Here is a 16,823-nt window from a genome sequence, read left to right as displayed (position 1 = left end):
TTCAATGCAGGGTTTATTATTTCGAATTTTAGATTGATCATGAGCAATACCAATTTCAAAAGATATACAATCACTTCTGCGCTTCCATATGCTAACGGCCCACTTCACATAGGTCACTTGGCTGGATGCTACATTCCTTCAGATATATATGTGCGCTATTTGCGTAGCCTAGGTAAGGACGTAGCCTACATATGTGGCTCAGATGAGCATGGTGTAGCGATTACTATCAAAGCAAAAAAAGAAGGAAAAACTCCGCAGGAAGTGGTGGATCATTACCATGAGATCATGAAGGGTAGTTTTCAGGAATTCGGGATCAGCTTTGATCATTATTCCCGTACTTCTGCGACTATACATCATGAAACTGCTCAGGGATTTTTTAAGGATTTGTATGAAAAAGGTGAGTTTCTAGAGCAAAGTACCGAACAATATTACGACGAGGAAGCCAATCAGTTTTTGGCGGATCGGTATATTGAAGGTACGTGCCCGAAATGTGGAAACCCAAATGCCTATGGAGATCAATGTGAAAAATGTGGCAGCTCGCTCAGCCCAACTGAACTTATCAATCCTAAGTCAAAACTCAGCGGCAGAACGCCAGTATTGAAAGAAACTAAGCATTGGTTTTTAGACTTGGCTAGGTATCAGAGTTTTCTGAAAAAATGGATTCTCGAAGACCATGCAGAGGATTGGAAAAACAATGTGCTAGGACAGTGCCGCTCCTGGCTGGAAGCTGGGGAAGGTCTGCAAGCTAGATCCATGACCCGGGATCTGGACTGGGGCATCAAGGTTCCTTTACAGGATGCGGAAGGCAAAGTACTTTACGTGTGGTTTGATGCGCCTATAGGATATATCTCTTCGACAAAGGAGTGGGCGGCAGAAAAAGGAATTGATTGGGAGCCCTATTGGAAAGATCAAGATACCAAGTTGGTGCATTTTATCGGAAAGGATAATATCGTTTTCCACTGCATTATTTTCCCTGCGATTCTTAAAACCCACGGTGAGTACATTCTTCCGGATAATGTGCCAGCAAATGAGTTTTTGAACCTGGAAGGAGATAAGATTTCTACCTCAAGAAACTGGGCTGTATGGCTTCACGAGTATTTGGAAGAATTCCCTGGCATGCAGGATGTGCTTCGCTATGTGCTTACTGCCAACGCCCCTGAGACTAAGGATAATGATTTTACCTGGAAGGATTTCCAGACAAGAAATAACTCAGAACTTGTGGCCATTTACGGTAATTTCGTGAATCGTGCCGTGGTTTTGACGCATAAATACTATCAGGGAATCATCCCTCAGCGAGGCGAATTGACTGGTTATGATCAGGAAGTATTAGACGCTTTGGCTGAATTTCCTGAGAAAATTGCTGCATCAATTGAGAGATATCGCTTCCGTGAGGCGCTTGGAATTGTGATGGATTTGGCTCGCTTGGGCAATAAATACCTTGCCGATACCGAGCCTTGGAAAGTCATTAAAACGGATGAGACTCGCACTGCAACAATCCTCAATATTGCTTTGAATATTGCTGCAAATTTGGCGATTGTATCAGAACCGTTTTTGCCATTCACTGCCGGAAAACTGGTAGATCTTTTTGGAATAGAAAAGATAGATTGGTCTGAAGCTGGTCAGGGTGAAATTCTGAATGCAGGAACCTCACTGGGGGAGATGGGGTTGCTTTTCGAGAAGATCGAAGATGTAACTGTAGAAAAACAAGTACAAAAACTATTAGATGCCAAGAAGATGAATGAAGCAGAAAATGCACCAGTGACGCCAATGAAGGAGATTATTACCTATGATGATTTTGCGAAACTGGATATGCGGGTGGTGACTATTTTGGAAGCAGAGAAAATGCCAAAGTCTAAGAAACTGCTTAAACTGAAAGTTGATATAGGTTTGGGAGAAAGAACTGTCCTAAGTGGTGTAGCAGAACATTTCGAACCAGAGTTTTTGGTTGGCAAGCAAGTGACTATGCTTATTAACCTTGCTGCACGTAAGATGATGGGCATCGACTCTGAAGGCATGATCCTAATGGCCGAAGATAAAGATGGTAAACTGAAGCTGATGGTGCCGCATGAAGCCACTGCAAGTGGATCGGGAATTTCTTAAATTATCAATGTTCAAATTCAAGTTTCAATGATCAAATGCGGGAATCCGTTTCTTGAACTTTGATCATTAAAACTCAAAAATTGGCTCAATTGGATTATATTCGATTGGGCTTTTTTAATGAATTTTTATGGATAAGAATTATGATTTAGAAGAACGCTTGGTGCGTTTTGCAGGTGAGGTAATAAAATTTTGTAACATGGATATACGGAATGATGCCAGTAACCAATATTTCTTCGCTCACCTGGTCAGAAGACCGATGACCGAAGACCGAAGTGGCCTCAATTCTAAAGTTTAACATATGCTATATTGCTTTAGCCTCCTTACTGGCAGAAAAGCGTATATACATATTTTGTAATTCTCTTGGAGATACTTTTGCTGAAACTCATCTGAGGAATCAGTTAATCAGATCCGCAACAGGCTCTTGTCTTAATTATGGAGAAGCCCAAGGAGCCGAAAGCAAAAAGGACTTTGTCCACAAAAATGGGATAGTATTAAAGGAATTAAAAGAATTGAGATCGACGCTTAAAATAATGACATACTCCGAATTTGGTGATGCGATCCTCCGCACTCTACTATTGAAGGAATCAGAAGAACTTTGCGCCATTTTTGGCAAGATTATTTTCAACACGAAGAAAAATATGATCACGTAAATTATCAATGTTCAAATTCAAGTTTCTATGATCAAGTGAGCCAACCCTTGATTATTGATATTTGAAAATTGACAATTGAACATTCTAATGCAACGGTCTCTTCTTAATCATTCCGCCCTTCGTATCCTTGATAGGGTATTGGATAACGAAGGCTTTGGGGTCGATTTTATTGATTTCAACCAGCATCTTGGTGACTTCCAATCGGGTGATTACGCAGAATAACACTTTACGATCAGGAAGTTGGTTGGCTTTATCTCCATATCCTCCATCCGATTTCAATACAGTCACGCCACGTCCGAGATCAAAGGAAATCATCTGTTTAATGTCTTCGTTGTGAGGAGACATGATCATCACCCCTAGGTATTCTTCCACGCCATTGATGATGAAATCGACTGTTTTAGAAGCGGAAAAGTAGGTCAGCATGGAATACATTGCTGTTTCCAGATCAACGAAAATCGCTGCTACGATAAATAAACAGACGTTGAATACGGTAATAAAATCGCCTACAGTCAAGCTGGATTTTCTACTCACAGAAATAGCCAGTACTTCGGTGCCATCGATCACCGCACCGCCTCTGATCGCAAAACCAATCCCGGATCCTAAAAAGAACCCTCCAAAAACCGCAATCAATAATTTGTCGGCAGTGATGGCTGGGACTTCTATGTAGTGCACCAAAAATGCTAAACCAAAAATGGCTATCGTACTCTTGATGGCAAATGGTACTGAAACCTGCTTTGCCCCAAGTAAAATGAAAGGCAAATTGACCAAAATGATCAGCACAGAAAGATTGACTGGGGTGAGCATTTCCAATAGCAGGGACATACCCATTGCTCCGCCATCGAAAAACCCATTTGGTAATAAAAATCCTTTCAACCCTATGCTCGCCATCACAACACCTATGGCTATGAAAATACCATCTTTGATTTGTCTCCAAATCGTGATTCGTTTCACTAAGGCGTTATCCTGAATTTTTAAAAGTCTCTTTACCATGGCTCGAAAATAGAGTTTTTTAACCAACTGTTCGGTTTATTAATTCTTCCAACGCAAGAATATTTACTTAACTTATGTGGGAAGAAATTTTAAAAATCCGTAATAGTGGAATTGATAGATTGCTAATTATTGTATTGTATTTCTAATGATTTGTGCAAAAATTTTGGTTTTAGGTAAAAATATCAACCTATTTTCATATTTTTTTTGACAATTACTGTTTTTAATCTATCTTTTTGAAGCTTGTTTTATTTTAGATAAACTTATGAAGACCGAAGGATACAACGCAGGGGAGCACTACGATGAGATGATCTCTGGGGACGGGAAAATCAGAGAACATTACAATGAATTTTATCATCATCTGAAAAAGACAAGTTCTAGAAAGATGAATCATCTGCAGCATTCTGCTAATCAGACGCAGCGATCGATGGGGATGACTTTCAACGTCTATCATGATAATCAGGGAATGGAGAAAATTCTTCATCTGGATATTATTCCCAGGATTATTCCCAATTCAGAATGGCAAAAACTTGAGGCTGGTCTAAAGCAAAGGACACACTCCCTTAATCTTTTCCTTCAGGACATTTATAATGAGCGCAATATCCTTAAAGATGGAATTGTGCCTTCGGAACTGATTTTGAAAAGTAAGGACTATCTGGAGCCGTGCATTGGTCTCACGCCGCCAAAAGGTATATGGTGTCATATTACTGGAACTGATTTGGTGAAGGCTAAAGATGGGGAATATTACATTTTGGAGGATAACCTTCGGTGTCCTTCAGGAGTGTCCTATATGTTGGAAAGCCGAGAAATCATCAAACGAGTGTATCCGGATATTTTCAATCAGAAAGGTGTGATGCCGGTTTCAAATTATCCGACAAAACTTCTGAGAATGCTTCAGAATCTTTCGGATAAACCAAAGCCTGTGGTAGGAGTTTTGACTCCTGGGATTTATAACTCTGCCTATTACGAGCATTCATACCTAGCTTTACAAATGGGTGTTGAGCTGGTGAATGGGGTAGATTTGATTGTAGAGAATAAGAAAGTCTATATGCAGACTACAAAAGGCTTGCAACAGATCGATGTACTTTATCGCAGAATAGACGATACATTTTTAGATCCTGAGACTTTCAATCCAGAGTCAATGCTTGGAGTTCCGGGGCTTTTCGAAGCGTATAAAGCTGGGAATATTGCAATGGCAAATGCACCAGGAACAGGTGTGGCAGATGATAAAGCGGTCTATGCTTACGTCCCAAAAATCATCAAATACTATCTCAATGAAGAACCGATTCTTAATAATGTACCTACTTATCTCTGTAGAGAAGAAGAAGATAGAAAGTATGTCTTAGATCATATTGAAGAGCTGGTCGTGAAAGAAACCAATGCTGCAGGTGGCTATGGGATGCTTATTGGCCCAAAAGCAACAGAAGAGGAGCACGCTAAATTTAGAGAGCTTGTGAAAAACAATCCTTCAAACTACATAGCACAGCCAACTTTGTCACTTTCCACCGTACCGACGTTAACAGATGAAGGAATCAGTGGAAGACACGTGGATTTGAGGCCATATATTTTGTATGGAGAGGAAATAGAAGTGATTCCTGGCGCATTGACCCGAGTGGCGCTGAAAAAAGGGTCACTGGTAGTGAATAGCTCTCAGGGTGGAGGAAGTAAGGATACTTGGGTTTTATATTAAAAAATCTAAAATTCCGCTATGATGCCATTCGCAAGAAATGCTTTGCTTATCAGGTCGTCCCGATAGCTCGAAAGACCGATGACGGGTGACCGAAGTACCAGCAATGCTAGTGTTTACCATACTTTAAGTCGCTTTTTACCTTTTACTGGTGCAATTGCGGATATACATATTAAAAAATTGAAATAACATGCTTAGTAGAGTAGCAAATAGTATTTATTGGTTGGGAAGATATCTGGAGCGTGCGGAGAATTATGCGCGGTTCATTGATGTGAATTTCAATCTCATGCAGGATCTGCCTGTAGATCTTAAAGAACAATGGCACCCATTGATTGCTGCTACAGGAGATTTGGATCTTTATGAGAAGAAATGCAAAGGTTATGAAAGAAATCAAGTGTTGTTCTTTTTAGGTTTTGATGCCGAAAATCCCAATTCCATGCTTTCTACCATCAAAAATGCCAGAGAGAATGCGCGTATAATTCGTGAGAATCTAAACAAAGAGACTTGGGAAAAAGCCAATGAGCTTTATTATATGATGCAGGATGGCTTGGAAAAGAAGGTGTGGAAAAAAGAAGATCCAAGACCGTTTTTCGAGAAAGTGAAAAATCAGATTCTATTGATTTATGGGATTGCCGACAGTAGTGTTGCTAGAGTGGAAGGCTGGTACTTCAGACAACTTGGCCAATACTTAGAGCGAGCGGATAAAACTTCCAGGATTTTGGATGTGAAGTATCATATTCTACTTCCTTCTGACCAGCAAGTGGGAACTCCGCTTGATTTTCTTCATTGGATGGCATTACTTAAATCAGTGACAGCATTCAATACCTACCGACGATTGTATGGAAACATAGAGTCTTCGAATGTTGTGGAGTTTTTGGTACTGAATAAGTATTTTCCAAGATCAATATATTATTGCCTCAAAGAAGCAGAGAAATGCCTTCACAATATTTCTGGAAACTTGGGAGGCGGATATATGAATTCAGCAGAAAAAGCAATGGGAGAGCTTCGTTCAAAGTTAGAATTTGCGGAAGTAGGCGAGATTATCGGATTTGGCTTGCATGAATACTTGGATAACCTTCAATTGAAAATCAATGGTATTTCCAATCTTATTGACTCCAATTTCTTTACTATTAGAGATAATCAATCGGTTCAAACACAAAGCCAAACGCAGAATTAAGTTACAATTTGAGAATTTGACGATTAACAAAAAAAGCCCAGGCAAAACGCCTGGGTTTTTTGATTATTAAACCTATCTTTTGTTCATTAACCTATTAAATTATTATTCTGCTGGACTGTCTTTTAACACTTTCTCTCTTAAGCTATCAAAACTGAAATCTGCATTTTTCACTAATTGAATTACTTTAGGCACTAATGCTGTTCCTATCAACAACCCTCCAATTGAGATTACATGAAGTGGGGAGGTGAAGTAGCTGCCAGAAGTAAACACACCAAGTATTAGCAAAGTGCTGAACGGCATAGAGACGGCTAAAACGTTTATCCCCAGTTCAAGATCAAAAGTTGGATTTTCTTTTTGAGAGTCATTTTCATATTCAAACTTTCGAATTGCAGACATATGTGCAAACGGCCAAAAACTCACTGCGCTCTGAGGAAATACTACTGCAAGTAATATTGCTGCCTCAGACGGCATAGGAACTAGCCAAATGAACAGGCCGCTTAATAAGAAGGTAAAACCTGCTCTGAACGTGAGTATAGAAGTAATCATGCGTAACTGATCCCATTTGAATATCACGGCGATTCCGATGAACAGTAATACCAGTGGTGTCATCATATCCTTCATCATTAGTATGGAGGAGCTTAGAAATGCCGGCATACTTTCCATGTTGAATCCAAAACTGAGCAAACCTATGGCGATAAAAATCACCAGGTTGATCGGCTCACTTACCATCGCTATCAGCAATTCTTTAACCTTTTGACCATTAGACTTGGCTTTGAGGTTTTGATTTTTGTAATACCAAGACATAGCTAATAAATAGGCTAGGACTAATACGAAAAGCTTATTTCCAATATCAGCAAGTGCTGCCCATGCCAGTACATCATCTCCTAGATATTCTACTATAAATGGGAAACAGGTTAGTCCTGGCGCAAGAGAAGGTAGAAGCAACATCAGTGTCCGCATAGCTGGAGTATTTCCCTTGATGCCAAAAAATGGCAGGGAGTACTTTGTAATGAAGATCATCACAATATTGAAGATCAATGCCAAAACCGGTAGAATCAGTAGATCCGGGTTGATTTCGATTTTCAACAAAGCCACAAAGATCATTGCAGGTAAGGCTATGTTAAGAATTATGGTTTTTAACCCTTTTTTCTGATCCTCATTCTGTAGTTTTTTCTGGAGAAATATCCCGATAACTATCAAAAGAATCAGCGATAGGGTCTTCTGAAGTGCAATACTCATAGTTGGTTATAGTCTTAGGCCGTCACTTTTTTGAAAGCATCGACGAAAATTTCCATTTCCTCTTTCGTACCCATGCTTACTCGGCACCAAGGTTTGTTGTCGATATTGAAAACTCGAATACCAACTCCGCTGTCATACATGCCTTTCATGAATGGCTGTCCTTCCATTTTAATAGGGAAGATCATGAAACTGGTTTCAGAAGGAATAATGTCATAACCTAGAGATGCGATTTCCCCCTTAGTGTATTCTCTACATTCTGTATTCATATTTCTGCAGTTAGTAATGAAGCTAGGGTCTTTCATACTTGCGATAGCTCCGTTTAGAGAAGTGACACAAAGTCCCATGGTACTTCTAACTTTCGAAGTGATACTTTCAATTCTTTCTGGAAGTGCAACCATATAGCCGATTCTTAGTCCAGCCATCCCGTGTACTTTAGAAAAGGTTCTTGCTACGATTACATCTTTGCCTTCAGCTATCAGTCCTACCATAGTGCTTTCCTCTGGCTTTTCCAGGAACTCTAAGTAAGCCTCATCTACGAATACCGGTGTTTTCTCAGACACTTTTGAGCAGAATGCCTTAAGCTTGGTAGCATCAGTGATTGAGCCGGTAGGGTTGTTAGGATTACAGATGTAAACCAAGTTGGTTTCTGAGTCAACAGCTTTTTCCATGGCGTCCAGATCATGCTGAAAATCTCCCGTCAAAAGAGTAGGCTTCCATGTTGCGCCAAGCTTCTGGGCAGTATTCATCAATGACATGTAAGATGGATCTGCAGAGACTACATTACCGCCATTCATGAATTGGACGAAGGCTACTTTCTCCAGAATGTCTGAAGAACCAGGGGAAAGCATGATGTGGTCAGGAGAAACGCCTTCTTTTTCTGCAATCATGTCAAGGAGAACTTTTGCTTCGCCATGGCCATATCTATTTCCTAAAGAAATAGAGTCAGAAATGGCTTTAATCACTTTCGGAGAAGGACCGTAAGGGTTTTCATTAGCATTTAGTTTCGCTACAAGACGAGCTTCATCATATCTAAATGCAGGAATGTGCTCGTTTAATATAGAATCAGGCTGATATGCAGCCAATGCTTTATTTTTTGGAAGGGCAAATGCCGGAGCCATTGCCATAGTACCAACAGCCATAAGGCTGGATTTGATCCAAGTTCGTCTGTTAATAGAGTTGTTCATGATGATTTAATAAGGTTGTTAATAGATTTTTTTGATATTATGAATAAGGTTAGTTGACTCTTACTGTATGGTATTTTCTAAAAGGAACATCTTTGTAGGTTCCTGCGAATTCAAGTCGGACTTGATTTCCTGTTTCTGCATCAGGCAAACCTAGATCTGCCCAAGAAATGACTAAGTCAGCACTTCCCTCAGAGTCAGTTACCAGCTTTGCTACTTCATTGGTGTTATTGATGAAGACCGCGATATTAAGGTTAGGCACTGGTATAGAGTCAATACCCTTGGTGTGATCAAGGATATTGGTTTTGTCTAGTTCTAAGAATTGGGATCCTACTGTCACTGAAGAAGTGGCACTGAATGAAGTTCCATTAAGTAAAACCAATACAGGGGCAGCTACATTTGGCGTGACCAAATCCTCTGCTTCTACACAAGATTGAGAGAAAGCAAGTGTGACGAAAGCTGCCACTACTATGTATATATTGAATGACTTTTGCATATAAAATTGAGTTGAGTGATTAGAGATTGATTGTTTATTCTACCCACCAAAGTGGAGTTCTCATATTGTCGGATCCGCCTAGTTTGCTGACCCCATCGTCCAGATTTGTTTTGTTCAGAGAGTATTCTGAAGTAGGGTATTCAATTCTAGTAGGTAGGACTCCATCGTTCGAAAACACTGAATTTGGATGTGGAGCTGGCATAACTGGGTAGCCTGTGCGACGGTATTCATTCCAGGCTTCTACACCTTGTCCGAAAAGAGCAATCCACTTTTGAGTCATGATGCTCTCTTTGGTCACACCGCCAATTCTACTCATATAGTCACTTGGCATTGTCAGGCCTTGCTGGCTGAAAGATGCTTTGATGGCACTTTCAAGGAATTCTGAGGCATCACCTGTGATATCTCCTTCTAAAGCAGCTTCAGCTTTGATGAATTCTACTTCTGCATAGGTCATCAAGACACTTGGAGCAGTAGGATCCAAATATTTAAGACCAATTCGAGAAGCATTGAATGTTCCAGCTGCCGCATCCGTAAGTCCATTTGGCAAACCGGCATAGGAACCATCTGCTAAAGGTTGAGCGTAAACGCTGATTCTTTCGTCATCAAGATCAAGTAGCTTTTCTATAAGAGTAGTGCTGATGTTCCAATCAGATCGAGTGGAGAACACATCAAACATCTTATTTCTGCTGCCTATCACATCGAAATGGATCAACTCTGCCGCTTGGTCGTTACTTTCGATCACAGGATATTTGATAGGATCAGAAAGTATCTGAGTCATGATAGCTCGGGATTCTGCAGGTTTTTTGGCAGCTTGTCTGTTAGCGATTCTCAATGCAAGAGAGTTGGTGAATCGCTTCCATTTCATGATATCTCCATTGAATAGGATATCTCCCACTACTGCCGGTCCTGAAGTTGAGAGCAAGTCATTTGCCTCCATTAGATCAGCAAGTATTCCGGCATATACTTCTTCCATGGAATCGTATTTTGGAGAGTTTATAGCTTCTTCTGCTGTGCCTTTCAGTGCTTCGGAGTAGGGGATAGGGCCAAAAACATCCGTGAGATAAGCAAATGCGAATGATTGCATGGTCATTGCTATGCCTTTATAATTTGCATTTTCGAAGTCTGCTCCAGTTTCGGAAAGTACTTTGATTCTTTCGAAATTGATCAGCGATTCATTGTAAATACTGTTCCAAGTGCCTGATGAAATAGTAAGCGGAATCTCATAGCTATCTCCTTCAGCATTGATGTATATGTTTCTAGAAAGATGCTGAATCCAGCACATAGCAGCGTCTATATTCAATCGCTGATATCTAGTACTATGTCCCCAATATCTATCGACAACAACTTGAATGGCATTTGGCAGAAGCAAGGATGGAGATATAGAGACAGGGTTGTTTGGATCTGTATTGATTTCTTCAAAATCATTGGTACAAGAAGTGATCGTGCCGAAGGTTAGAAGAAGTATGGCTATGGTTGATTTGTATAGTCTGTTCATGATAAGTTCTTAATAGGTAGAAGATAAGATCAGAATGTCACGTTAAGATTGAATCCCAGATTACGAGTGGAAGGCATCTCGCCGTAGGAAAACCCTTGACCGTTTCCGCCTTTGCCATCTACTTCAGGATCCATGTGAGGATGGTTCTTGTATAGAATTGCTAGGTTTCTTCCCACGAAAGAGATTTTCATGCTTTGGATAAACTTATTGCCCAGAAAACTTTTTGGAAATACATAGCCCAAAGACAGCTCACGAAGCTTTACATAAGTCCCGTCAAAAATTCCTGATTCATGATAAGTACGTGGGTTCTGAGAGTTCCAGAATGTAGTTGCACTTGCGATCACATCATTCGGAACGTACACTGGCTCCTCGGCTGTACCTACATTTATTACACCTTGCCCTATCACTCCTTCTTCTCGTCCTGCAGCTGTTTCTGCATATTGCCCCGTTTTTCTAGCTAGGCCAGTACCTACGTCGAAAATATCGCCACCCATTTTCACATCGATCAAGGTATTCAGCTCAATACCCTTGTAAGCAAAGGAGTTTGTCCATCCCCCTATCCAATCAGGCTGAATATTGCCTAGTATGTGAGTGCCTTCTTCGAGTATAGGAAGGCCATTGTTGTAAACTAGCTCTCCTTCTGGGCTTCTCAAATATCTTCTTCCATAGAGTGAACCATAAGGCTGACCTACTCTGGCTTCAGATGTAAGGGAGTTTTGGGTGCCCAAAATGTAGTTTTCCAAACCTTCTGCCAGCTCTACTACTTTGTTTCTGTTTCTGGCAAAATTCACTGCAGTGTACCAGCTAAAGCCAGATGCGGTATTGAATGGAGTTGCATTAATTGTCAACTCAACCCCTTGGTTTGTGATTTCACCTGCATTGAGGATTTGGCTACTATATCCAGAAGCTGTGGAAATAGATACGGCAAGGATTTGATTTACTGTTGACTGGTGGTAATAAGTGAAGTCGATGCCAACACGTCCTTCTAAAAATCTCAAGTCCAAGCCAACTTCTTTACCAGTGGTGATCTCCGGTTTAAGTGATCTATTTGCAATTTCATTTGACTCTGCGTAAGTAGGAGTTGTGCCTGCCCAAAGCCCTTCCGAAGAATACACCTGGTTAAGTAGATATGGATCAGCATCGTTACCAACTTGTGCTATACTACCTCGGATTTTTGCGAATGAAAGGAACCCAGACTGGACATCAAAAATATCTGTCAGAACCGCACTCATCGCAACTGAAGGATAGAAGAAAGAGTTGTTGTTGGTTGGTAGTGTACTGGACCAATCATTTCTACCGGTCACATCTAGGAATAGGTAATTGTTATACCCGAACTGTGCTGATCCGAATACACTATTCACTGTTTGTTTTCTGATTGTACTGGATGGTGTGACCGGGCTAGCGTAGTTTCCTAAGTTATACAGTCCATCTATAGTCAATTGCCCTACATTTACAGAAGTACTTTTGTAATTGTTTACTCTGTTGTTTGCTCCAGCTTGGATTTTCAAAGAAAGTCTTGGGAATAAGTTCTTGTCAAAAGTCAAGATTACATCACTGTTTGTTTCTTGACTGTTTAGAACAGACTCTGTATATGAACCAAACCTCTTTACATTGTTTTTGAAGCTTTCCGCACTATTGATGTTAATGCGCGTGTCTGACCAGTAATCAGTTCCTGATCGAGCCATGATACTGAAATGCTCATTGATGTCATAGTTCAGTGCAATGCTTCCGACTAAGCGGTCTTTTTCGTTTGAGTTAGGTAGATACTTTTGGTTGAAAAAGGGGTTTGAAAAGTATTCATGCTGCCAGTTGGCATAAGGGTAGTCGTCTCCTGGGCGGAAAGTCTGCCTTTGTATTTCGTAATAATCCTCCCAGTTTTTAAGCTTGGTATAATCAGTATGTCTGTGTGCCCAGATAAAATCCTGGCTACCTGTAAATCCTCTGTTATCCGATCCTGATTTAATATATTCAGCATTTACACTCATTTGAAGTTTCGGAACGAATTTGTATGAGGTGTTGAGCTTAAAATTATTTCTGAAATAATCATTGTCAGCCATGATACTGGTCTGATCCAGTCTGCCGATGGCTACCCGGAAACTTCCTTGCTCATTTCCTCCAGAAAGTGCGATAGTATTTGAAAAGCTTTTGCCCGTCTCCCAAAAATCAGCAAAGTTGTTGGGCTGAGGTAAAAGGGCAACTTTCTCAGGAGCAGAATACCATAGTGGTACCATACTGCCATCCATCGGAGCTCCCCAGCTTTCATCCACACCAGCGGTACCTCTAATGCCGTCAGCATCAAATCCATTTCTACCATCTACATACCAAGTTCTGTAGCCTGCCCCGCCTCCATAGGTGTTTTGGAAGTCTGGAGTTACCAATGGATTGTCCATTGTCATGTTGCTATTGAACTCAATGCCAATTCCTTTCGTGCCGGAACCATTTTTAGTAGTAACCATGATGACACCATTTGCCGCTCGGGAGCCATACAAGGCAGCAGCTGTGGCACCTTTTAATATGGTCATTTCCTTAATATTGTCTGGGCTGATTTCAGAAAGTCCGTTCCCATATTGTCTGCTGGAAGTTTGCTCGAGAGGTACTCCATCTACTACAACAAGCGGCTGGTTATTTCCTGCTACAGAAGATGAGCCTCTGATTACTACATGTGCTCCACTGCCTGGCATGGAGTTACCTGTTACTTGAACACCAGCAACTCTTCCTGACAAGCTGTTTGCTACGTTAGTTGGTCGTGATTCTGTAAGGGCACTTCCGTCAACGCTTTGAGTAGAGTAGCCTAAGGCTTTTTTATCTCTTTCAAGTCCAAAAGCAGTTACTACTACTTCGTTCAAGGCTAAATCAGAAGAAGCTAGCTCTATAGTGAACATTGAGTTTGCTCCAACTTTTGTTTCATAAGTGGTAAATCCAATAAAAGAAACCACCAGAATAGCATCGGTATTCTCATCTTCCAGGGAAAGAGAGAATTTGCCATCAATGTCAGTCACTGTGCCATTCATCGTTCCTTTGATCAGGATGCTAGCCCCAGGAATAGGAACTTGATCTTCATCTAAAACCACCCCCTCAATTGTTCTTTCTACTTCCTCGACAGCTTGAGTCGGTATTTGATAGGTGAAGTTATTGGCGGTTGGAGCTGTAGTCGATTGGGTTTCCGACTTTTCCAGCATATAAAAGTCTCCAGCGCCTTTTCTGTAATTAATCTGACTTCCTTTTAAAATGCGCTGTAAGTTCTCCTCTGCTGTAAGTTTGGAGTTAATAGCCGCTGGGATTTTGGCTTCAGATTCTACTAAAGAAGATGGATAGGCTATGGAGATGGCATACAAGTCTTCCAGTTCTTTTAGCGTTGACTCTAGGTTCTTACTAACCAACTTCTCATTGGAAGTCGGACCTTTGGCAAATTGTGTGAGATTTTGGCCATTCGCGGAGATTGGGAGTGCAAGCACTCCAGTGACCCCTGCAACCAATAGATAACGGGTAAATTTGATGAGCATAAATGAATAGGTTAGTGGTTGAATGATTACTCGCGTTTATTTTGGGCTGATTGCTAATCATTCATATGTCTAGGTATGGTATGTACCTAGGTTTCACTAGTGTACTGTTTCAGCTTCCGGTTTTACCCATGGCTGTTGCTCGAACTAAATTTTCTATGGTAGTTGGTTTTGCTTGCAATCCGGCCGAAAGGCAAGCTTTGTATTATGGTATTCTTATCGAATTTTTTTCTAGGTTGATTTTTGTGTTGAATAATACTTCGATGTTGTTTATCACTTCATTAGCGTTGTCGGTTAGAGGTAAGCTTCCTGAGATAAGTTGGTTGGTTGGTGGTATTTTTTGATCAATTATTTCTAAGTCATACAATTCGGTCACGACTTCAAGTACTTCTTCAAGACTTTCATTCTGCATTCTTAGCTTACGTTCCTGCCAAGCGAGAAGTCTTAGTGGATTCGGTACAGTTTTGGATTCAATTTGATGGTTGTCTAGGTTTAGTTTTATGGTCTCTCCAGGCACTACCATGCGATTTTCATTTCCTCCATCTCCTTGGTATCCCAGCTTCACGCTGCCTTCCAAAAGTGTTAATTTGTGTACTGGATGCTGATTTTTGAAATTGAACTCCGTTCCAAATACTTCCACTTCCATTACTTCCCCTTCGTTGATGATAAATTTTTTGATACCATCATTTTTGGCAATATCAAAAAAGGCTTCTCCAGTCAATTCTACTTTTCTATCAAATCCACTTACCCTGTTATAGCTATAAGACAATGATGAGTTGGAATTTAGCATAGCGATGGATCCATCAGGTAAGTTTATTTTCAAAGTCTCATTTGAGCCAGTGCTATAGCGTACTTGTTCTTGTTTTACTGAATGCCATAGTCCAAAGCTCAGTGCGATTAGTAGTAAAAACGAGGCAGCAATTTTTGAGAAGTAAAGTGCTCTTTCTTTTTGCTTAGCTTTTTCCTCTCGTTCTCTGATTCCTGATTTTATTCCTACTAATATTCTCTTTCGTAAGGCTTGTTGCTCTGTCTCATCTAGTTGGTCTATATAGTTCGATTCATGAGTAGGTTCCGACTCTGAATTTTCACCTTGAAATATTTTGGAATTGTTTTCCATCATGAATTTCCTTTTATACTATATATGTCAATTCATACAGGATTATCCTCTATTCAAAACTGAAAAAAAACCAAGTTTTTTATAAAAGACATTTTTTGAGTCCAAAAATGATAAAAAAAATACCCTGTGTTTCAATTTTTATCAATTGTGGTATTTCGAAAGTCGGCTGGAAAATCTTACAATGATAAAGCCGATTCTGCTTGATACTGCAGGAGGCTAGGGGATAATTATTGGGATCGGTAATTCAAAAAATGGCGCTAAACCCTGATAGGTGAAAGCTTACAAACTGAGTTCTCGAAGGCTGATCCTGATATCTTTTAATGCACGCATGAGATGTTTCTCTACGGTGCTTACAGATATTTCCAGGTTTTGGGCGATTTCAATATAGCTTAGTCCTTTGTTGAAGCGGAGTTTATATACTTTTTGTCTTTGGGGAGGGAATCCGCCAACTACTTTTTTGATGTTTGATTTCAAATCATTGTAGAGGACTTTCTCTTCTGCGGAAGAACTGCTTCGTTCTCCTTTGGATTTTTCCATTTCGGAGAATTTATCGCGTATGCTTTGAGATTTATATTGGTTTATGATACGATAAGTGACTGCGCTGAATAAATAGGAGGAAAGTGAAGTATGGATTTCAAGTTTTTTTCTCTTTGACCAAAAATCAATAAATACCTCTTGAACGATGCCTTCAACTATCTCTTTTTTCCCTAGTTTTTTGAAACCAAAGTTGAACAGCCTTTTCCAGAAAAGATCATAAACTTCGATGAACGCTGATTCATCATCGTTTTTGATTCTTTCAACTAATTCGCGTTCGATTATTTCTTTTTCTGACATGAGTGATTTAGTAGATCTTCGGGGTGATTAAATTGATCATTTTATAAATTTAGGGTTAAAAGAATCAGTAAAATCTAGTATTTGATGTCAAATTATCAATAAGTGGGTTTATTTTAAACATTATTGATAATTTTTTTTGATATAAATCTAAAAATAGGGTATAAACTTATTCATAGTTCATAGATCTACATCTGCTATTTAGTAAGTAACTGAAAATCAGATATATGAATCGATTCCAGTTTTTTGATACGAAAAAAGCTGTGACGGAGAGCCTGCATAGCTTTTCACTATGCTAGCAAGGATAAAGGAAGCCTGAAAATTTTCTCGTTTTTTCTTTAGATTAAATCTAAATAATAGATT

General features: G+C 40.0%; 12 protein-coding genes. 4 read left to right on the top strand and 8 right to left on the bottom strand.

Annotated features, from left to right (window positions below; genetic code table 11):
* Positions 1-39 precede the first annotated feature (39 nt).
* Entirely contained in the window at positions 40-2,100 is a 2,061-nt protein-coding gene (gene metG, locus BM386_RS19730) for a methionine--tRNA ligase (RefSeq protein ID WP_091697379.1), read from the top strand.
* Positions 2,101-2,372: 272 nt separating this feature from the next.
* Complete coding sequence (locus BM386_RS24155; protein ID WP_211482934.1) at positions 2,373-2,750, top strand: four helix bundle protein; 378 nt, start codon at positions 2,373-2,375, stop codon at positions 2,748-2,750.
* 84 nt (positions 2,751-2,834) lie between these two features.
* Here BM386_RS24155 and BM386_RS19720 read toward each other — a convergent pair whose 3' ends face one another.
* The gene (locus BM386_RS19720) at positions 2,835-3,740 is read right to left on the bottom strand and encodes a YitT family protein (RefSeq protein WP_091697378.1); all 906 of its coding nucleotides are present in this window, start codon (positions 3,738-3,740) and stop codon (positions 2,835-2,837) included.
* A gap of 262 nt (positions 3,741-4,002) precedes the next feature.
* On the opposite strand from BM386_RS19720, the gene BM386_RS19715 reads away from it, so the two are divergent.
* Positions 4,003-5,427 carry a circularly permuted type 2 ATP-grasp protein gene (locus BM386_RS19715; RefSeq protein ID WP_091697376.1) on the top strand — a complete coding sequence of 475 codons (1,425 nt, stop codon included), beginning with the start codon at positions 4,003-4,005 and terminating at the stop codon, positions 5,425-5,427.
* A gap of 187 nt (positions 5,428-5,614) precedes the next feature.
* A complete protein-coding gene (locus BM386_RS19710) occupies positions 5,615-6,601 on the top strand; it encodes an alpha-E domain-containing protein (protein WP_091697375.1) in 987 nt (328 codons plus the stop codon).
* Between the two features lie 102 nt (positions 6,602-6,703).
* On the opposite strand, the gene BM386_RS19705 is transcribed toward BM386_RS19710, so the two are convergent.
* From BM386_RS19705 to BM386_RS19675, 7 genes are all read right to left on the bottom strand, one after another.
* Positions 6,704-7,840, bottom strand: a complete 1,137-nt coding sequence (locus BM386_RS19705; protein WP_091697373.1) for an AEC family transporter — start codon at positions 7,838-7,840, stop codon at positions 6,704-6,706.
* Between the two features lie 14 nt (positions 7,841-7,854).
* Positions 7,855-9,024 (bottom strand): pyridoxal phosphate-dependent aminotransferase, encoded by a 1,170-nt coding sequence (locus BM386_RS19700; RefSeq protein WP_091697372.1) that lies wholly within the window; start codon positions 9,022-9,024, stop codon positions 7,855-7,857.
* Between the two features lie 49 nt (positions 9,025-9,073).
* A complete protein-coding gene (locus BM386_RS19695; protein WP_244545576.1) occupies positions 9,074-9,517 on the bottom strand; it encodes a hypothetical protein in 444 nt (147 codons plus the stop codon).
* A 34-nt stretch (positions 9,518-9,551) separates the two neighbouring features.
* Entirely contained in the window at positions 9,552-11,012 is a 1,461-nt protein-coding gene (locus BM386_RS19690; RefSeq protein ID WP_091697370.1) for a SusD/RagB family nutrient-binding outer membrane lipoprotein, read from the bottom strand.
* 29 nt (positions 11,013-11,041) lie between these two features.
* Positions 11,042-14,515 carry a SusC/RagA family TonB-linked outer membrane protein gene (locus BM386_RS19685; RefSeq protein WP_091697368.1) on the bottom strand — a complete coding sequence of 1,158 codons (3,474 nt, stop codon included), beginning with the start codon at positions 14,513-14,515 and terminating at the stop codon, positions 11,042-11,044.
* A gap of 202 nt (positions 14,516-14,717) precedes the next feature.
* Positions 14,718-15,632 (bottom strand): FecR family protein, encoded by a 915-nt coding sequence (locus BM386_RS19680; RefSeq protein WP_091697366.1) that lies wholly within the window; start codon positions 15,630-15,632, stop codon positions 14,718-14,720.
* 276 nt (positions 15,633-15,908) lie between these two features.
* The gene (locus tag BM386_RS19675; protein WP_091697364.1) at positions 15,909-16,463 is read right to left on the bottom strand and encodes an RNA polymerase sigma factor; all 555 of its coding nucleotides are present in this window, start codon (positions 16,461-16,463) and stop codon (positions 15,909-15,911) included.
* Positions 16,464-16,823 lie beyond the last annotated feature (360 nt).

It is taken from the genome of Algoriphagus locisalis (assembly GCF_900116615.1).
GTDB classification, from domain to species: domain Bacteria; phylum Bacteroidota; class Bacteroidia; order Cytophagales; family Cyclobacteriaceae; genus Algoriphagus; species Algoriphagus locisalis.
This window is presented reverse-complemented; position numbering and strand designations above follow the sequence as displayed.